We start from the raw sequence: 17,980 nt of genomic DNA on the forward strand, positions 1-17,980 counted from the left end.
AGGAGAGCCGGAAAAAATCCGTAAAATTGCAACAGTCAGCCGGTCATGCCCTTTTCTTATTTTTTAAGTACCGGTCGCTCTTCAGATTCTTATCCCCTGTATGCACAAACGCATTCTGTACGCTGGCTTTGCTGCCGGTGCGCTACTGGCCGGTTGCCAGTCTACGAAATCTACTACCACCGCCAAACAGCCTGTACTCGAAACCCTAGGTACGCATGAGGTTCCCGCGTCGGAGTTTGCGTACGTATACCGCAAGAACAACAGCACGTCGCCAGAATTTGGCACGCGCCCGAGCGTAGCCGAGTACCTGGATCTGTACACCAACTTTAAGCTGAAAGTACTCGAAGCCGAGCAGCGCGGCCTCGATACCACGCAGGCGTTCAAGCAGGAACTGGCCGGCTACAAGCAACAGCTGGCCCAGCCTTACCTCACCGAGAAAAGCGTAACCGACCAGCTCGTGCGCGAGGCGTATGACCGCATGAGCAAGGAAATCAGCGCGTCGCACATTCTCATTCGTGTGGCGCCCGATGCCGACCCCAAAGACACGCTGGCTGCCTACCAGAAAACCACGGCGCTGCGCCAGCGCATCACCGGCGGCGAAGACTTCAACAAGGTAGCGCGCGAAGCCTCGGAAGACCCATCGGCCCGCGAAAACGGCGGCAAGCTAGGTTACTTCACGGCCATGCAGATGGTGTACCCGTTTGAGTCGGCGGCTTACCGTACAACTGCAGGGCAGGTATCGCAGCCGGTGCGCACGCGCTTCGGCTACCACCTGATCAAGGTGAATGACGTGCGGCCGGCGCAGGGCGAAATTAAAGTCGCCCACCTGATGATTCGGGCCACTCCGGGTCAGCCCAAAGCTGATTCGCTGACCGCCAAGAAGAAAATCGACGAGCTTTACAGCCGCCTCCAGCGCAAGGAAGACTGGGAAAAGCTGGTAACGCAGTTCTCGGAAGATGCTGGCTCCGCGGCGAATGGTGGCGAGCTGCCACCCTTCAGCACGGGCCGCATGATACCTAGCTTTGAGGAAGCCGCGTTCAAGCTCCAGAAGCCCGGCGACTTATCGTCGCCCGTGCAGACGCCTTACGGCTGGCACATCATCAAGCTGATTGAGAAGCAGCCCATTCCGACTTTCGAGGCTATGGAGCCGACGCTGAAAAACAAAGTGGCGAAAGACTCCCGCTCGGAGCTGAACCGCACGGCCTTCCTGAAGCGCATTCGCACCGAGAACCAGTTCACTGAAAATAAGGCCGGCAAAGACTACGTGTTCAGCAAAGCCGACACGTCGCTGGTGAGCGGGCACTTCAAGTACACGCCCGCCGAAAAGGACAAAATGACCAATGCGGCGCTGTTTACCATCAAAGGCAAGCCGTACACGACCAAGGATTTCCTGACGTATGTGCAGCAGAATCAGCGGCCGCGCCCCGGCTCGGAGCCCCGCTACGACATGCAGCTCCTCTATGATCAGTACGTGGATCAGAGCCTGACCAACTACGAGAAGGAGAACCTCGAAACAAAGCACGAGGACTACCGCATGTTGGTGAAGGAGTACCGCGACGGTATCCTGCTGTTTCAGCTGATGGACGAGAAAGTTTGGTCGAAAGCCATTGAGGATTCAACCGGGCTGGAGAAGTTCTTCACTGAAAACCAGAGCAAATACCAGTGGGAGCCCCGCGTGCAGGGTAGCGTCATCAGCGCCGCTAGCCCCGAGCTGCTGACCAAAGCACAGCAACAGCTAAAAGCAGGCGCCTATCCGCTGAAGGACAACCCGTTGACTGGTTTGCAGTTCAAAGGCAACACGACGGAGCTGCAACCTGCCAGCCAGGCCGTGCTCGAGCGCCTCGCTACGCAGCTTGCCACCGACACCACCATGCGCTTCAACCCGAGCAGCCTGACGGCTATGAAGCTGCGTAAAGGCGAAACGGCAGCACTTGCCAAGCGCCGCGCCACCAGTGTGCTTAACTACCTGAAGCAGAAAGGTGTTACCACAGCTAGCTTCTACACGCCCAAAGGCACTGGCAGCGCACAGACGGCACTGTTCAGCACCAACTCGGCCATGCTGGAAGCTAGCCTGAACGAGCAGAATTCGCTGGCGGTGCAAATCACGCAACGCAACTTCCAGAAGGGCGATAACAAAGTGGTAGACGAGCTGGCCGGCAAAGGCCCCGGCACCTACAACGTGCAGAAAGACGGCCGCTACTACCTCGTTACAATCAACAAAGTACTGCTCGCTGGCCCGAAAACCCTTGCGGAAGCCCGCGGCCAAGCCACATCCGACTACCAGAATTACCTGGAAAAGCAATGGATAACCCAGCTCCGCGAGAAATACCCAGTGCAGGTAAACCAAGCCGAAGTAGATAAGCTGGTAACCAAGAAGTAAGTACGTCCCAACTCATTTGACAGCGCCCCGGCCAGTTAGCCGGGGCGTTTTCTTGTCAGAGGCGCTTGAAGGCATCCAGCGACGCAACCTAGGTAGTGCCCGCGTGCAACCTATCAGGGCGCATTTGGCTCCTCTGGCTGCGGCCGGCAAGCGTGACCTAGGTGCAGCTTTTGCCGGAGAAAGGATTTATGTTGAAATTTACCGGCCGCTTTTTGCGTTTCTAAAGCGGTCTGGTTCACAGGCAAGCTAGCCCTTGGTGAACATTACGTTTGATTCCATGACTCATTTTTTTCGTACGTCGGTCCGCGGGGCGCTGCTGAGCGTCTTTTTGCTGGCCGGCACAGCTGTTGCCAGCTTCGCACAGCTAGGCGTAGGTCGCCCGGTCGGCCGTCAGTTGGCGGATGCCATCATCGTGAAAATCGACAACCAGATTGTGTTGCAATCGGATCTGGATGCCGGTTATGCACAGGAAGTCGCTCGGGCTGAAGGCAAGCCGCTGCCCCCCGATATCCGCTGCCGCCTCCTGCAAAGCATTGTGATGGGCAAGCTGATGCTGGCGAAGGCCGAAACAGACTCCGTGACGGTGACCGACGACCAGGTAAACAGCGAACTGAACCGCCGCATGGCTTATTTTGTGCAGCAAATTGGCTCCGAGAAAAAGCTGGAAGAGTTTTACAACAAGCCGCTCAAGCAACTCAAAGACGACTTGCGCACCCAGGTGCAAGAGCAACTCGTGCAGCAGAAGATGCAGGAGACCATTGCCGGCAAAGTGACTGTTACGCCGCGCGAGGTGCGCCAGTACTTCAGCCGCATCCCGAAAGACAGCCTGCCTTATTTCTCAACCGAAGTAGAAGTAGGTCAGATTGTAAAGCTAGCTCAGGTAAACGAGTCGGCTAAGCAAGCTACCATTGCCAAGCTCAACGAGATAAAGGCTCGCATTCAGGCTGGGGAGAGCTTTGAGGAGCTGGCCAAGCAATACTCGCAGGACCCCGGCTCAGGGGCGCAGGGTGGCTACCTAGGTTTTTTCAAGCGCAAAGAATTGGTGCCGGAATACGAAGCAGCCGCTCTGCGCCTAGAACCCGGCCAGATGTCGCCTATCGTTGAGTCGCAGTTTGGCTTTCACCTGATTCAACTAATCGAGCGTAAGGGCGATTCGTTCAGCACGCGTCATATTCTGCTGAAGCCGGAAACCGGCGGCAACGACGTCAACGCCGCTGCCGATCAGCTGGCTAAGCTGCGTCGCCGCATTTTGGCCGACAGCATCACATTTGCCAAAGCCGCCAAAGATGCCTCGGACGATAAGACTTCCAGTGCTAGTGGTGGCCTGCTAGCTAACCGCCAGGACGGCAGCTCTTACCTGCCGCTCGATAAGCTGGATCCGGCCATCTTCTTCACCATCGATACCATGAAGGTAGGCCACATCACGCCTCCCCTGCCCTACCGTACCGACGATGGCAAGGATGCCATGCGCATACTTTGGCTAAAGTCGAACACGCCGCCGCACCAGGCCAACCTCAAGGACGACTACCAGAAGATTTCGCAGGCAGCCCTGAACGAAAAGAAAAACAAGGCCCTGGATGAGTGGTTTAGTAAAAACCGTGGCAGCGTCTACCTCGAAGCAGATCCGCAATACGCCGATTGCAAGCTGCTAGCCCCCACAACTCTTTAAATAATTTTACGAGCTAGGAGTCAGAAGCTAAAACCTAGGAGTTGCTCACGCTGCTTTTCTCCTAGCTTCTAGCTTCCAACTCCTAGCTTTTTATTTCTAGCCTTTCCTACATGCGTACATTCTCTTCCGACAAAGAAGCCGCCGACGCGCTGGCTGCCTCCTATCAGACGCTGCGTCAGGAAATCGGTAAGGTTATCATCGGACAAGATGAAGTCGTGCGGCTGGTGCTAACGGCCGTTTTCTCCCAAGGCCATTGCTTGCTGGTAGGTGTACCGGGCCTTGCCAAAACGCTGCTGATTCAAACCATCGCCGACTCGCTCGACCTGTCGTTCAACCGCATTCAGTTCACCCCCGACCTGATGCCGTCCGACATTGTAGGTTCGGAAACCTTAACCCAGGACCGTAGCTTCCAATTCGTGCACGGCCCCGTGTTTGCCAACATCGTACTGGCCGACGAAATCAACCGCACGCCACCCAAAACCCAGGCGGCGCTGCTAGAAAGCATGCAGGAATACTCCGTAACGGTGGCCGGTAAGCGCTACCCCCTGGATCGGCCCTTCTTCGTGCTGGCCACTCAGAACCCGATTGAGCAGGAAGGCACTTACCCGCTGCCCGAAGCGCAGCTCGACCGCTTCATGTTCAACATCGAGCTAGGTTATCCTAGCTATGAGGCGGAGCTTCAAATTGTGAAAAACACAACGACGGACAAGAAGCCCAGCGTGAGCAAAATACTCCATGCGGCTGATATTCAGGCTTATCAAAGTCTGGTTCGCCGCGTGCCGGTAGCCGACAACGTGGTAGAGTACGCCGTGAACCTGGTGCACAAAACCCGGCCGAATACCGAGCGCGCCGCGGCTCGCGTAAGCCAGCTTCTGGAATGGGGCGCCGGGCCGCGGGCTTCGCAGCACCTCATCGTGGGCGCGAAATGCAATGCCTTGCTCAACGGCAAATACTCGCCCGATATCGAAGATGTGCGCGCCGTAGCACTGCCGATTCTACGGCACCGTCTTGTCCGTAACTTCAAAGCCGAAGCAGAAGGTATCAGCGTCGAGCAGATCATTAAAGAGCTTTTGTAGTCATCTATCAATGATCATTTAACAGAGCGTTTCGGCGCTTCTGGTTGAATATTTAATGATAGCTTGCCGAACAATTGGTAAATGATAATTGGTAACTGTTAACTAAAAAAATGGAAGTTCCTGGCTACTATCAGCAGTTCGAGCGCAACGTTGAAATCTTGCTAGAGGCTTTGCAGGCGGGGCTGGATCTGCGCACGACGGCTTTACAAACCTCGTTGCCGCTGGAAGTTTACGTGCTGTGTGAAGTACTGAATCAGGGCGGCGACCATTTCCGCCTAGCCACACAAGGCTTGGATCGACTGGCTGAGTTTCATCAGCAGTACATGCAGCACGAGTCGGAAACGGAAGCCATCATGCGCCGCATCCTAGAAGACAAAAAGTCGTTCATGCGTACGCCGGAAGGGCGGGTGCTCACCAAGGAAATGCTCATCCGCCGTCTGGAATTCTTTAACGAAGCTGCTCGCCAGGTGAACGTGATGCGCACGCAACAAGCCTTGGGCAGCCCGGCCCAGCACTCTTTCCCAGATTCCAGAAGCCAGTCGCGGAAGTCGGCTATCTAGCTTCTCCTCCAACAAAAAGAAAAAGCCCTCTCGCGGTTGAGAAGGCTTTTTCTTTTTACGAACTGAGCTAAAAGCTAGCTTACACCATCTTGCCCGCATCCTGCGGGCGAATCTCAGTATGCCCATCCTTTTCGTGCTCCACGGCCAGCACACCTTCCGGCTCTTTCGCTAGGTCACTGGGCACCTCATCACCGTGCGGACCTTTCGAGATGGTCACGCCGCCGTCTACGTAATAAGTAGCGCCGGTTACATAGCTGGCTTCGTCGGAAGCGAGGAAGGCGTATACGTTGGCGACTTCTTCCGTAGTGCCGCGCCGACCTAGGGGTACGCCCTGCACCGTCAGCTTCTCCATCTTCGAGTCCATTGGTCCCGTCTCTTTGTGCGTCCAGGCCGTATCGATCGGCCCCGGCCCGACAACATTCGACCGGACGCCGAACTTGGCCTGCTCAACGGCCACGCCGCGCTGAAATGCATGGACAAAGCCCTTCGTGCCACCGTAGGGCGTGTTCTGCGGTTCGCCCATGTGCCCTGCTTCCGACCCCGCCGAAACGATGTTGCCTTTGGTCTTCTGCAAGTAAGGCAGCGCCGCCCGCGTCATCATGAAGTTCGAGTAGATGTTGTTCTTAATCATGTACTCAAACGCTTCTGTTGGGTACTTGTCCAGCGTAGCTACGGCCGGGAACACGCCGGCATTATTAACGAGCACATCAAGCTTACCAAACTGATCCACGGCCGTTTGCACGCAGGCTTGGGCCGTCTGCTCGTTTGAGATATCGCCGGTGAAAGCCACGGCGCGGCCACCCGCAGCTACAATTTCTTCGACTACCTGCCGCACCGGGTCTTCGACAAAGCCGGCCACTACTACGGCCGCACCTTCTCTGGCAAATTTCTTACTGATGGCTTCGCCGATACCGGCACCCCCACCTGTCACGATGGCCACTTTGCCCGTGAGTCTTCCTGTTATATTCGTCATCTTCAGTCTGCTTTTTAGGGTATTGATTTACAGCTACCTAGGTTCTGCTTAATCAGCATTATGGCTTGGCAGCATAAAACTTAACGACAATGGGCGCAGGGGGTTACTGCTAGATTGTGGCCAAAAAGCTAGGTCCAGGATTCTTAACCATTTGGTCCTGTTTGTGCGTACAGGGTAGCTCATAGTGTTATTCCGCTATTTATGCAGGTTGTTGATCCAATGCACATTGCGCCGCCCGCGTGGGCTCCTGTCCTGACTACCAGACTTACCATTCGCCCCTACGAGGCGACCGATGCCGGAGCTTTCTTTCAGCTAATCAACGAGAACCGCGCCCGTTTGCAGCCAGCCTTTCCGGCGCGGGTCGCTGCTGTGCGCACGCTCGCTGATGCGCGCCGGGTCATCATGCTTTTTCAACAGGACTGGCAGGCGCGGCGCCTGTTTGTGTTTGGCATCTGGCTCACGGCTACCGGCGAATACCTAGGTGACATCAGCCTGAAGCCCACCTGGAGCCAGCCCACAACGGCCGAGCTAGGCTACTACCTGGCCGCCACGGCGCAAGGCCACGGCTACGCCCGGGAAGCCCTGGCCGCAGCGGTTCAGTTTGGGTTTGGCGCTGCCATCAATGCCAGTCGTCTGGATATTCGCTGCCACGCCGACAACCGCCGCAGCCATGCCGTAGCCAACCACGTTGGGTTTCGGCCGCTGCCAACCCGGCCCCGATTGTGGCCTTTGCGCCAACCCGAGTCGGAGATTAGGCACTTCGCCTATGCCCGCACCGACGCCCCCGATTTCGCCCAGAAAGATTATCTTCTGTCTGCTTGAAGTTAGAAGAAAAAAGCTAAGATTCTGAGCAACAGTACATAGCTGATTCCAATGGTTATAGCGCGTTTCTATCAGGTTTTCAGCAGTAAGAATCAGCAAATATTTTTAGCATTACGGGGACAAAATATAGGTCGGGTGTGTTACGAATAGCCAACCCTGAAAGGGCTTCCACCAGTCGTTAGAAGGACGACTAACTGGTTGTAAAAACGGTTCCAAAAGCTTACCTTCACCATCTCTAAGTTTATATTCAATTCCATTCTAATGGCTGCAACCACTGACAAAGCCGTCAACCCCAACGCCGAGAAAATGAAGGCGCTTCAGCTCACCCTGGACAAGCTGGATAAGAGCTACGGCAAAGGCACGGTTATGAAACTGAGCGACAACAAAGTGTCTGATATTCCCTCCATCAGCACCGGTTCGCTCGGCCTCGATATCGCCCTCGGTATTGGCGGTCTGCCACGCGGCCGTGTCGTTGAAATCTACGGGCCGGAATCGTCGGGTAAGACGACGCTGACCATGCACTGCATTGCTGAAGCGCAGAAGAAAGGCGGCATGGCTGCTTTCATCGACGCCGAGCACGCATTTGATAAGAGCTACGCTGAAAAGCTAGGTATCGACACGGAAAACCTACTGATTGCCCAGCCCGACAACGGTGAGCAAGCTCTCGAAATCGCCGACCAGCTGATTTCTTCGGGTGCTATCGATATCATCGTTATTGACTCGGTAGCGGCGCTCGTACCGAAAGGCGAGTTGGAAGGCGACATGGGCGACTCGAAAGTGGGTCTGCACGCTCGCCTCATGAGCCAGGCCCTGCGTAAGCTGACCGGTACCATCAACAAGACTAACTGCTTGTGCATTTTCATCAACCAGCTTCGTGAGAAGATTGGTGTGATGTTCGGCTCGCCGGAAACTACCACCGGTGGTAACGCTCTGAAATTCTACGCTTCTGTTCGCCTTGACATTCGCCGCATTGGCCAGATCAAGGAAGACAAAGACAACGTGACCGGTAACCGCACCAAGGTGAAGGTGGTGAAAAACAAAGTAGCGCCACCCTTCAAGGTTATCGAGTTTGATATTCTCTACGGCGAAGGCATTTCCAAAGTCGGTGAGATTCTGGACCTAGGTGTTGACATGGGCATCATTGCCAAGTCAGGCTCGTGGTTTAGCTACAACGGCGACCGGCTCGGCCAGGGCCGCGAAGGTGTTAAGCAGATCCTGCTCGACAACCATGAGCTAGCCGACGAAATCGAAGCCAAGATCCGGGCGATGGTAAAAGGCGAGCCTGCGGCTGCGTTGGCTGCCATCCCAACGGACGAGTCGACCGACGAGGACGACGACGAATAATCCGGCCGATCTTCCGCTTACAAAAGCCTTCCCACCTCTGGGAAGGCTTTTTTGTTTTATTACCATGATGTTGTAAAGTCCCCGAATCTAGGTTTTACGTATGCCATCATTCTATTCGGTAGCACCTAGGTTTGGGCTACTACAGTGGGGTTTAATGAGTTACTAGTATCTTTGCTGGCACCTCTTTTGAGCTAGACCAGCCACATCGTATCTTGCCTCCTAATGAAGCGTCGCTGGCTATTTGTCTCCCCTGCTATCTTATTTGTTTCGGCAGCCTTGCTGGCGTTCCAGCTAGCAGATAGCCTTCGGGTTGTGCCGAATACCAGCTTCACGCGGGGCGAAGTGCTCAGCTACAAGGTTCACTATGGGCTCATCAACGCGGCCGAGGCCACCATTGAAGTCTCCAACGACATTCACCGCGTAAACGCCCGGCCCTGCTACCGGGCTACCGTGACGGGCCGCACCAACGGCTCTTTCGACTTGTTCCTGCGCGTGCGCGATACGTGGCGCTCCTACATCGACACCACGAGCATCCTGCCGCAGAAGTTCTTTCGCAACATCGAAGAGAACCATTACCGCAAGAAGGAAACGGTGGATTTTGATCATGCCCGTGACCTAGCTATGGTCGAAACCAAAAAGAAGGAAGTAGATCCGGCCAAACACGAGACGTTTAAAGTGCCCAACAACGTGCAGGATCTTGTTAGTGGCGTGTACTACCTGCGCACGCTCAACTACGATCAGCGCCGCCCCGGCGAAGTCATCCGGGTGCAGGGCTTCTTCGATAAAGATGTCTTTACGATGGACGTTATTTACCGCGGCCGTGAAACAGTAGAAACGAAAGCCGGCGTCATCCGCACCATTAGGCTGGTCCCTAAAATGCCCAGTAACAAGCTCTTCCGTGGCGAAAACGCTATTTCCCTTTATCTCTCTGACGACCGCAACAAGATTCCGGTACTCATTCAGGCCGAGATGTTTGTGGGGTCTGTAAAGGTTGATATGTACAAATATCAAGGCTTGAAAAACCGATTGAATCTGGTGGCTCAAAACTGACTTTCCTAAAAGCGACTCTGATGGGTCGCTTTTTTTATGGCGCAACCGCAGACGGCTTCACAATATGGTAACACACCCTACCGCCCGGCAAGCGGTATTTTTGTCCTCGCGCATCTTCTTTTACAACCAAAAACCCCGTACCGTGCAACCAGCCGCCAACGCTAACGTCTACAAAATTCTGGTAGTAGATGACGACCCGGACATTGTAGAGCTACTGGAATACAACCTGCGCAAAGAAGGCTACGAGGTAGCCAGTGCCCCCGATGGTCGCAAAGCCTTGGATGTAGCGCCGCAGTTCAGCCCCGACATTATCTTGCTTGATGTGATGATGCCGCACCTTGATGGTATTGCTACCTGCCAGCAGCTGCGGGAGCAACCTAGGTTCAAGGATACCTACATTATCTTTCTAACTGCCCGCGCTGAAGAATTCTCGGAAGTAGCCGCTTTTGAGGCTGGCGCCGACGACTTCATTGCCAAGCCCATCAAACCACGCGCGCTCCTGAGCCGCCTGGCCGCCCACGTGCGCCGCGACAAAGACCCGCAGCTTCTCTCGGATACAATCGAAATCAACGGCCTCACGATTGACCGCACCGGCTTTGCCGTCTTCCAGGATGGCCGCAAGATTACGCTTCCCAAAAAAGAGTTTGAGCTACTCGCCTTTCTGGCTACTTCGCCGCACAAAGTATTTGGCCGCGAGGAGCTTCTGCAAAATATCTGGGGCAATGATGTCTTCGTGCTCGCGCGCACCGTGGACGTGCACGTGCGTAAAGTGCGCGAGAAAGTCGGCGACCATCACATCCAGACCATCAAAGGCGTCGGCTACAAGTTCAACACCGATTAGAGGAAGGTTGAAGGCTGAATTGGAAAACAGCAATGCCAGGTTTCAGTCGGGTTCCGGCCAGCAACCTAGGTTTTCACTACCTAAGCTACCGCTCAGAACTTCCAAAATCATTCAAGACTAAACATTTAACACGCAACACTTCAAATGTCGTCCCGCGCCATTGCGATTTTGCTTTCCTTGCTCGTGGCCGGGGTGCTTACTGCATTTGCCTGGCTCGGCCCGACGCTGCCGTTCCAACAGGCCTTCCTGACGGGCGGCGTGACGATAGCGGCGTGCTTTCTGCTGATTTATCTCTCGTTTGAAGCGCTCATCTTTCGGGAAATCAACAACATCTACGCGGGATTGGAGCACATCAAGCGCAAAGAATTTCGCAAGCTTTCCAACCGCTTCCTGTTCCGCCCCGAGCCATTGAAGCGGATGCGGGACGAAATTCTGCAAATGGCGGAGCGCAAGCAGCGCGAGATTGACGAGCTCAAGCGCCTGCAAGTGCTCCGCCGCGAGTTTCTGGCCGATGTGTCGCACGAGCTCAAAACGCCCATTTTTGCCGCCCAGGGCTTCCTACACACAGTGCTGGATGGCGACGTTGACGACGAGTTTTTGCGCCAGAAGTTTCTGCAAAAAGCCGCCAACAGCCTTGATACGCTCGACACCTTGGTGCAGGACTTAATTACGATAGCGCAGTTAGAAAAAGGTGTGGTACGCTTGCGCAAACAACCGTTCGATTTGACAGGTCTTATTCAGGAAATCTTTGAACAGCTTGAGTTGAAAGCTGCTCAGCGCCGTGTTACGCTGGAGCTGGTTGGTAGCGAGGAGCCGCTTAATGAGGTGTGGGTGCTAGCCGACCGCAACCGTATCCGGCAGGTACTGGTTAACCTGATTGACAATGCCATCAAATACGGCCGGGAAGAAGGGAAAGTCATTGTCACGCTGACCGAGCGGGCTAAAGTAGTATCCGTTAGCGTCCACGACGACGGGGAAGGGATTCCTAAACAGCACCAAAACCGCATTTTTGAGCGTTTCTACCGCATTGATAAAAGTCGCTCGCGCGACTCTGGCGGCTCAGGGCTAGGTCTGGCCATTAGCAAGCACATTGTGGAGGCGCATAAATCCATAATCCGGGTGCACAGCGAAGTAGGCGAAGGCACAACGCTGGAGTTCAAGCTACCCAAGCCGAAAGCCGTCGTAGCAGAGGCCATGGCGCCTACCTAGGTTCGTTTGGGCCAGCAGGTACAATCGTCTACGCTTCCTTGCCGTACCTTTGGGTATCATGAAGCAGCCCGATTTCCAAGACCTTATTCTATTCGAAGACGACGACTTCGTCGTCATCAACAAGCCGCCGTTCCTGGCCACGCTCGACGAGCGTATCGGCAATGCGCCCAACATCCTGCGCCTGGCCCGCGAGTACCACCCGGACATGCAAGCCTGTCACCGCTTGGATAAAGAGACTTCAGGTGCATTGGCGTTGGCGAAAAATCCGGAAGCCTACCGGCATCTTTCGATGCAGTTCGAAAACCGGCAGGTGCAGAAGCTCTATCATGCCGTAACTTGGGGAGTGCATCAATTTGATAATAAGCTCGTTGATCGTAGCATCGAAACGACCACAAAAGGGAAAGCTAGGTTAGCTTATAAAGGCAAGCCCGCCGAAACCTATTTCACGACCCTGGAAACGTTTGCCCGGCATACACTGGTACAATGCGTGCCCATCACCGGCCGTATGCACCAAATTCGCCTGCACCTGATGTACCTGCAAGCGCCCATCGTGAATGACACCCTGTATGGTGGCGAAGAGTTTTATCTGTCGTCGTTAAAAAAGCGCTTTAATATAAAAGAAGGTGAAGCCGAGCAGCCGTTTATCAAGCGCTTTGCTTTGCACGCAGCTAAGTTGATTTTCGCCCGGCTCAATGGCGAAGAAGTAACTGTAGAAGCGCCCTACCCTAAAGACTTCCGGGTCTTGGTAGAGGTGCTTCAGCAAAACCGATAGTTTGTAGCAAAGCACTCAGTAACTCTTTCAGGCACAATTATCAGCACGCTCTTGCTTTTCCCCTGAAAGTCAGTAATTTTGTGTCCGTTTTTCCCGGACCATATTTGGTCCTTCCTCATTTTCAAACGCTTACTCAACTCCCCAATGGATCATCTGAGCTTCAAGACGCAATCCGTCAACAAAGCCAACGCCAATAAGGGCTGGGTCGTGATTGATGCTGGCGATGCACCGCTCGGCCGTTTGGCCAGCCAGATTGCCAATATCCTGCGCGGCAAACACAAGCCCTCATTCACGCCTAACTCTGATTGCGGCGACTCAGTTATTGTAGTTAACGCCGACAAACTGCGCGTGACTGGCAAGAAACTGACCGACAAGATTTACGTAACGCACTCGGGCTACCCAGGCGGCCAGAAGCGCGTAAACCTACGCGACAAGAAGGCTAAGAACTCGGCTAGCGTAATTGAGCACGCTGTAAAAGGCATGCTGCAAGGCAACCGCCTTGGCCGTGAGCAGTTCCGTAACTTGTTCGTGTACGCCGGTGCCGAGCACCCCCACGAAGCCCAGCAGCCCAAAGCTGTTGAATTCAAGAACCTGTAAGTCAATCTGACTTGCTCTTTTTCTCTAATTCATTCTAATGGAAATCTCCAACACCTCTGGTAGAAGAAAAACCTCGGTGGCCCGTATTTACATGCAGGCCGGGCAAGGGAATATCACTATCAACAACCGGGAAATGAAGGCCTATTTCGGCAATGAACTCCTGGAAAACATCGTGAACCAACCTTTCGCAACGCTTGAGAAACTCGGGCAGTACGACGTGAAGGTTAACGTGCGCGGCGGTGGTATTGCTGCTCAAGCTGAGGCAATCCGCCTGGCTATTTCTAAAGCCCTCACCAGCGAAGACGCCGATGCGCGTCCGGCGCTGAAGAAAGAAGGCTTCCTGACGCGCGACCCCCGCATGGTTGAACGCAAGAAGTTCGGCCGTCGCAAAGCTCGCCGCTCGTTCCAGTTCTCGAAACGCTAATCTTCCAGAGGAAATCACATCATGGCTCAGTCCACCACATATAAAGACCTGCTCGACGCTGGTGCCCACTTTGGTCACCTTACGCGCAAGTGGGACCCGAAAATGGCGCCGTACATCTTCATGGAGAAGAACGGCATCCATATCATTGACCTGAACAAAACGCTTGTTTCGCTGGATCAGGCTACCAACGCTATCCGCAACATCGCTAAGAGCGGCCGCAAGGTTATGTTTGTGGCTACCAAGAAGCAGGCGCAGGAAATCGTAACGGAAGAGGCTAAGCGCCTTAAAATGCCGTTCGTAACTGACCGCTGGTTGGGTGGTATGCTCACCAACTTTGCTACAGTTCGCAAGTCGCTGAAGAAAATGAGCACCATTGACAAGATGGTGAAGGAAAATACGGCCTATGCAGCTTTGGCTAAGCGTGAGCGCCTAATGCTGTCGCGTGAGCGTGAGAAACTGGAGCGTGTGCTAGGTGGCGTAGCCGACCTAAGCCGCCTGCCCGCTGCCCTGTTCGTAGTAGACGTTAAGCGCGAGCATATCGCCGTGAAAGAAGCTCAAAAGCTGAACATCCCGGTATTTGCTATCTGCGATACGAACTCGAACCCTGAGCTGGTAGATTTCCCGATTCCCGCTAACGATGACGCCTCGAAGTCAATCTCGCTGATTGTGAACGCAATTGGCAAGGCTATCGAAGAAGGCCTTTCAGAGCGCAAAGTTGACAAAGAAGAGTCCGACCGTAAGCAGTCGGAGGACGAAGGTATCCAAGAGAAGCAAAACGCCGACGAATAGGCTGCTTCTTAATTGAGAAGAGGGGAACATGCGAAGCACTCGGCTCCGATGTTCCCTTTTTCTTTACCCACTTTCCCTGTCAAATTGACCGGCACCTAGGCTCTGGTACAATCAATGGAGAAGAATACGGAAGGTTTTACACCTTCTGTACTAGAAGAAATTATCACCCCTACACCCATAAACTCACAGGAATGGCTATTACCGCCCAAGACGTGAACAAGCTCCGCGCTATGACTGGCGCGGGCATGATGGATTGCAAAAAAGCTCTGACCGAAGCCAACGGTGACTTCGAAGCCGCCCGCGATATTCTGCGCAAGCAAGGTCAGAAAATTGCTGACAAACGTGCCGAAAACGAAACCTCCGAAGGTATGGTTTTGGTGAATGTAAGCGAAGACGGTACTGCTGGTAAGCTGGTAGCTTTGGCTTGCGAAACAGAGTCCGTAGCTAAAGTGGCGAACTTCCGTGAGCTTGCTCAGCAAGTTCTCGATGCTGCCGTACGTACAAACGCTAGTACTAAGGAAGATCTGTTGGCAACCAAAGAAGCTGACGGCCTGACTGTACAAGAGCACATCACCGACTTGATGGGCAAAATTGGCGAGAAGATCGACGTAACTTATGCTACGCTCACTGCTGAGAAAGTAGCCTCCTATATCCACTCCGACAACAAAAAAGGTGTGTTGGTAGGCCTGCAAAACGTAGGTGGCGCCGACATCACTGAAGTAGGTCGCGATGTAGCCATGCAAATCGTAGCCATGAAGCCAGTAGCCGTTGACAAGGAAGGTGTCGATTCTGCTACCGTAGAACGCGAAATCGAAATTGGTAAGGAGCAAGCCCGCGCTGAAGGTAAGCCCGAAGCTATGCTGGAGAAAATCGCACAAGGCAAGCTCAACAAGTTCTACAAAGACAATACTCTGCTGAACCAAGAGTTTGTGAAAGACAACTCTGTAACGATTGCTAAGTTGCTCGACAACAAACAAAAAGGTTTGACGGTAACAGACTTCAAGCGTGTAGCTATTGGCGCTTAGCTTCTGCGCTAATCTTGAGCTTAGATCTTATGTAAAGCCACTGGTAAGACCAGTGGCTTTACTTTTTATAATTATTTTTATAATTTATTAACATAAATTAACATCCTCAATATGAGAAATAGCCTAATACATTACATGGACCAAATAGCATGATAGCTGATTAAAATAATATTAAAGTATGCTAACATGGCTTATACTTGCCGTTCCATATAACTTTATCTGTTTAGATACGTAACATTACTAATTTTCTATTATTGGGAATATTGTACATTTTTAGGAAAATTCACTTTTTAACACATCGCTGATTTTGTTAATAAACCCCTTTTATCTTGAGAAAAGTTAGTTTGACCCACATTTTAAGCGAATTGGTCTATAAGAGGATATATTGATTTTTCTAATAATCAATATATAAATATTTATATTAATATAAATAATGTAGAAATTGCTTGCGTCTTCAGGACTTAACCAACCTCTTCTCACCATTATTTGCACAATACATTATGAAACTGAATGCCAGTCCCTTCCATTCCGTAACAGGGGAGTTATTACCAGCCTACCGCGACGCCTACCTACGCGGTGACCTGTCTAGCAAAAACACAGAAGCGGTAGACGCTTACATGAAGGCTAACAGCCGGCGTGCTGATGAAACGCTGCGTCGCTTTTATGAAATGAAGAACCTAGGTCACGATGTAAAACCTGTGGGCTGGGTACAACGTCAGTTTGATTTGATTCATACGGAGCCGCAGCGCTTCCGCCAGCGGGCCGCTACCCTAATTGTTAGTGCTGCAATGCTTGGTGGAGCTGTGTTTGCTGGTAGCAATGGCTCCGTGACAAATGCGTCTACATCTAACTCGGAGCTCTCTGCTTCTGCGGTTGCGGAGTCGGAAGCAGCCAATAGTATGCTGCGAATTGCAACCGTTCGTGGCCGCATCCTAGACGAAAGTGGTCGTCCGTTGGTTGGCGCAACCGTAATGCAGAAGGGAAGCTTCCATGGGGTAAGCACCAATGCTAAAGGAGAATACACCCTTCGCTTGCCAGCCAACCAGCCCGTTACACTCCAATATGGTTATGGCGGCTACGCAGATGAGGAAGTGAAAGTGCAAGGCAGCCGGGTAGAGAACATGACTCTCTTACCGCGCGAAAAAGAAAAGAATACGAAGAAGAGACACTGGCTCTTCTTCTAAGTGCTAGGTTTATCCTGGTCTGTCAAAAGCTCTTTATTTCAAAGGCTTCGACAGACCAGATTTTTTTGTATCCTCTCGTAATCCTGTCATTTACTTGCACAAAGCTGTAAGCCAAGGCCAAAAAGCACACTTACTTCTGTGTGCTTACCGCCGTTAAGAGATCTATTTTTTATAAAAGGCAAACACAACGCTTGTGTTAAGATGATATTGGTCTAGTTTTTGGAATAAGCCAATTATCCAAGCGTTTTTAAAGCATATGGTCAAATCCGTATTGGATAAATCATAATATACAAACATCCTCTTCTATTCTTTTTTTGTTAGATGAAAATCCCTTTCCTAACTAAACCTACCATTAAGAAGGTCACTGGAGAGGCATTTGGCACTGAGCGAACCCAACTTGCTACACTCGTGGATAAGTTTCTGCAGGAATTACCTGAACTGATAGCTTTATCTGTGGTAGAAATAAAGTCGGGACGCACGCTGGCTGCTTATACTTCACATGTCAATTTTGACCCTTACAAGCTTACCACACTCAGTACCAAAGTTGTAAAAGAGTTCCAAAAAGCCCTTACGACTCCCTGGCTCACCAATCAGGAAATCAACGATTTAGCTATCGTACTCGAAGACCAGTTTCATATCATCCGCCTTATGGCCGACAAGCGTCGCTACTGCTACTTGGCGGTTAAGACCAGCGATACGAATATGGCTATTGCGCGCGAAATTATGCGCACCCTCACAGCATAGACTTACACATTTCCCTCTCTAATTTTTCACATCTTATTTTTTACTTATTCAAATGAGTGCCACTCCAAATTCAACCATTCAGAGCATTCTGAAAGAACTCCCCACCCTAGTTTCTGTAGCAGTAGTTGAAACTGAAACCGGCATGCCGCTGGCTTTCCACTCCAACGTGGCTGATTTCGACGTTGAAACTGCTGCTGCTTACAACACAGAGGTAGTAAAAGCTAAATTAAAAGCTCTTTCTGCTCTGAAGCTAAACCAAAAGATTCAGGATATCCTGCTGACGCTTACTGATCAGCTGCACCTGCTGAAGCTTTCTCCTGATGGTGGCAAGTTCATCTATCTGGCTGTTAACGCCAAAGACACCAACTTGGCTATGGCTCGTAACATCCTGAAAGGCCACGCTGACGTGTTGAACTAGTCAGGTTCGCTCTGAAGTAATTTACGAGAAAGCCCGGTAGCACTATGCTACCGGGCTTTCTTCGTTGGTCGGAATGATAGCTAGGCTATATTGTGTTGGATTA

General features: G+C 52.5%; 18 protein-coding genes. 17 read left to right on the forward strand and 1 reads right to left on the reverse strand.

Annotation, left to right across the window (positions count from 1 at the left end):
• Window positions 1-100: 100 nt before the first annotated feature.
• From IEX74_RS02220 to IEX74_RS02235, 4 genes are all read left to right on the forward strand, one after another.
• The gene (locus tag IEX74_RS02220) at window positions 101-2,380 is read left to right on the forward strand and encodes a peptidylprolyl isomerase (RefSeq protein ID WP_188810502.1); all 2,280 of its coding nucleotides are present in this window, start codon (window positions 101-103) and stop codon (window positions 2,378-2,380) included.
• Window positions 2,381-2,657: 277 nt separating this feature from the next.
• On the forward strand, window positions 2,658-4,049 hold the full coding sequence (locus tag IEX74_RS02225; protein ID WP_188810503.1) for a peptidylprolyl isomerase: 1,392 nt from the start codon (window positions 2,658-2,660) through the stop codon (window positions 4,047-4,049).
• Window positions 4,050-4,159: 110 nt separating this feature from the next.
• Window positions 4,160-5,125 (forward strand): AAA family ATPase, encoded by a 966-nt coding sequence (locus IEX74_RS02230; RefSeq protein WP_188810506.1) that lies wholly within the window; start codon window positions 4,160-4,162, stop codon window positions 5,123-5,125.
• 110 nt (window positions 5,126-5,235) lie between these two features.
• The gene (locus tag IEX74_RS02235; RefSeq protein ID WP_188810508.1) at window positions 5,236-5,685 is read left to right on the forward strand and encodes a hypothetical protein; all 450 of its coding nucleotides are present in this window, start codon (window positions 5,236-5,238) and stop codon (window positions 5,683-5,685) included.
• A gap of 79 nt (window positions 5,686-5,764) precedes the next feature.
• Here the strand turns inward: IEX74_RS02235 and IEX74_RS02240 are convergent, their stop codons facing one another.
• The gene (locus IEX74_RS02240) at window positions 5,765-6,658 is read right to left on the reverse strand and encodes an SDR family NAD(P)-dependent oxidoreductase (RefSeq protein ID WP_308421105.1); all 894 of its coding nucleotides are present in this window, start codon (window positions 6,656-6,658) and stop codon (window positions 5,765-5,767) included.
• Between the two features lie 201 nt (window positions 6,659-6,859).
• Between IEX74_RS02240 and IEX74_RS02245 the strand changes: the two genes are divergently transcribed.
• The 13 genes from IEX74_RS02245 (at window position 6,860) to IEX74_RS02305 (ending at window position 17,877) form a co-directional block, all read left to right on the forward strand.
• Window positions 6,860-7,480, forward strand: coding sequence for a GNAT family N-acetyltransferase (locus IEX74_RS02245; protein ID WP_188810510.1), 621 nt, complete (start codon window positions 6,860-6,862; stop codon window positions 7,478-7,480).
• Between the two features lie 261 nt (window positions 7,481-7,741).
• Window positions 7,742-8,824, forward strand: coding sequence for a recombinase RecA (gene recA, locus IEX74_RS02250; protein ID WP_188810512.1), 1,083 nt, complete (start codon window positions 7,742-7,744; stop codon window positions 8,822-8,824).
• A gap of 222 nt (window positions 8,825-9,046) precedes the next feature.
• On the forward strand, window positions 9,047-9,874 hold the full coding sequence (locus tag IEX74_RS02255) for a DUF3108 domain-containing protein (protein WP_188810514.1): 828 nt from the start codon (window positions 9,047-9,049) through the stop codon (window positions 9,872-9,874).
• A gap of 64 nt (window positions 9,875-9,938) precedes the next feature.
• Entirely contained in the window at window positions 9,939-10,715 is a 777-nt protein-coding gene (locus tag IEX74_RS02260) for a response regulator transcription factor (RefSeq protein ID WP_188810516.1), read from the forward strand.
• A 144-nt stretch (window positions 10,716-10,859) separates the two neighbouring features.
• Window positions 10,860-11,924, forward strand: coding sequence for a sensor histidine kinase (locus IEX74_RS02265; protein ID WP_188810518.1), 1,065 nt, complete (start codon window positions 10,860-10,862; stop codon window positions 11,922-11,924).
• Between the two features lie 58 nt (window positions 11,925-11,982).
• Window positions 11,983-12,696: an RluA family pseudouridine synthase gene (locus IEX74_RS02270; protein ID WP_188810521.1), complete on the forward strand. Its 714-nt coding sequence runs from the start codon at window positions 11,983-11,985 to the stop codon at window positions 12,694-12,696.
• Between the two features lie 144 nt (window positions 12,697-12,840).
• A complete protein-coding gene (gene rplM / locus IEX74_RS02275) occupies window positions 12,841-13,293 on the forward strand; it encodes a 50S ribosomal protein L13 (RefSeq protein WP_188810523.1) in 453 nt (150 codons plus the stop codon).
• A gap of 37 nt (window positions 13,294-13,330) precedes the next feature.
• On the forward strand, window positions 13,331-13,717 hold the full coding sequence (gene rpsI, locus IEX74_RS02280) for a 30S ribosomal protein S9 (RefSeq protein WP_188810525.1): 387 nt from the start codon (window positions 13,331-13,333) through the stop codon (window positions 13,715-13,717).
• 21 nt (window positions 13,718-13,738) lie between these two features.
• Complete coding sequence (gene rpsB / locus IEX74_RS02285) at window positions 13,739-14,506, forward strand: 30S ribosomal protein S2 (protein WP_188810527.1); 768 nt, start codon at window positions 13,739-13,741, stop codon at window positions 14,504-14,506.
• Between the two features lie 191 nt (window positions 14,507-14,697).
• Complete coding sequence (gene tsf, locus IEX74_RS02290) at window positions 14,698-15,531, forward strand: translation elongation factor Ts (protein WP_188810529.1); 834 nt, start codon at window positions 14,698-14,700, stop codon at window positions 15,529-15,531.
• A 500-nt stretch (window positions 15,532-16,031) separates the two neighbouring features.
• Complete coding sequence (locus tag IEX74_RS02295) at window positions 16,032-16,715, forward strand: carboxypeptidase-like regulatory domain-containing protein (RefSeq protein ID WP_188810531.1); 684 nt, start codon at window positions 16,032-16,034, stop codon at window positions 16,713-16,715.
• A 321-nt stretch (window positions 16,716-17,036) separates the two neighbouring features.
• Window positions 17,037-17,459, forward strand: coding sequence for a hypothetical protein (locus IEX74_RS02300; protein ID WP_188810532.1), 423 nt, complete (start codon window positions 17,037-17,039; stop codon window positions 17,457-17,459).
• A 52-nt stretch (window positions 17,460-17,511) separates the two neighbouring features.
• Window positions 17,512-17,877, forward strand: coding sequence for a hypothetical protein (locus IEX74_RS02305; RefSeq protein WP_188810534.1), 366 nt, complete (start codon window positions 17,512-17,514; stop codon window positions 17,875-17,877).
• Window positions 17,878-17,980: the final 103 nt, after the last annotated feature.

The organism is Hymenobacter cavernae (genome assembly GCF_014641455.1).
Classification (GTDB): domain Bacteria; phylum Bacteroidota; class Bacteroidia; order Cytophagales; family Hymenobacteraceae; genus Hymenobacter; species Hymenobacter cavernae.

Bases quoted from the DNA above. Each gene is read 5' to 3' on its own strand.
- IEX74_RS02240 (WP_308421105.1), bottom strand. From the start codon at position 6,658: ATGACGAATATAACAGGAAGACTCACGGGCAAAGTGGCCATCGTGACA.
- IEX74_RS02225 (WP_188810503.1), top strand. From the start codon at position 2,658: ATGACTCATTTTTTTCGTACGTCGGTCCGCGGGGCGCTGCTGAGCGTC.
- IEX74_RS02230 (WP_188810506.1), top strand. From the start codon at position 4,160: ATGCGTACATTCTCTTCCGACAAAGAAGCCGCCGACGCGCTGGCTGCC.
- recA (WP_188810512.1), top strand. From the start codon at position 7,742: ATGGCTGCAACCACTGACAAAGCCGTCAACCCCAACGCCGAGAAAATG.
- IEX74_RS02220 (WP_188810502.1), top strand. From the start codon at position 101: ATGCACAAACGCATTCTGTACGCTGGCTTTGCTGCCGGTGCGCTACTG.
- rplM (WP_188810523.1), top strand. From the start codon at position 12,841: ATGGATCATCTGAGCTTCAAGACGCAATCCGTCAACAAAGCCAACGCC.
- tsf (WP_188810529.1), top strand. From the start codon at position 14,698: ATGGCTATTACCGCCCAAGACGTGAACAAGCTCCGCGCTATGACTGGC.
- IEX74_RS02260 (WP_188810516.1), top strand. From the start codon at position 9,939: ATGGTAACACACCCTACCGCCCGGCAAGCGGTATTTTTGTCCTCGCGC.
- IEX74_RS02295 (WP_188810531.1), top strand. From the start codon at position 16,032: ATGAAACTGAATGCCAGTCCCTTCCATTCCGTAACAGGGGAGTTATTA.
- rpsB (WP_188810527.1), top strand. From the start codon at position 13,739: ATGGCTCAGTCCACCACATATAAAGACCTGCTCGACGCTGGTGCCCAC.
- IEX74_RS02235 (WP_188810508.1), top strand. From the start codon at position 5,236: ATGGAAGTTCCTGGCTACTATCAGCAGTTCGAGCGCAACGTTGAAATC.
- IEX74_RS02245 (WP_188810510.1), top strand. From the start codon at position 6,860: ATGCAGGTTGTTGATCCAATGCACATTGCGCCGCCCGCGTGGGCTCCT.
- IEX74_RS02270 (WP_188810521.1), top strand. From the start codon at position 11,983: ATGAAGCAGCCCGATTTCCAAGACCTTATTCTATTCGAAGACGACGAC.
- rpsI (WP_188810525.1), top strand. From the start codon at position 13,331: ATGGAAATCTCCAACACCTCTGGTAGAAGAAAAACCTCGGTGGCCCGT.
- IEX74_RS02265 (WP_188810518.1), top strand. From the start codon at position 10,860: ATGTCGTCCCGCGCCATTGCGATTTTGCTTTCCTTGCTCGTGGCCGGG.
- IEX74_RS02255 (WP_188810514.1), top strand. From the start codon at position 9,047: ATGAAGCGTCGCTGGCTATTTGTCTCCCCTGCTATCTTATTTGTTTCG.
- IEX74_RS02305 (WP_188810534.1), top strand. From the start codon at position 17,512: ATGAGTGCCACTCCAAATTCAACCATTCAGAGCATTCTGAAAGAACTC.
- IEX74_RS02300 (WP_188810532.1), top strand. From the start codon at position 17,037: ATGAAAATCCCTTTCCTAACTAAACCTACCATTAAGAAGGTCACTGGA.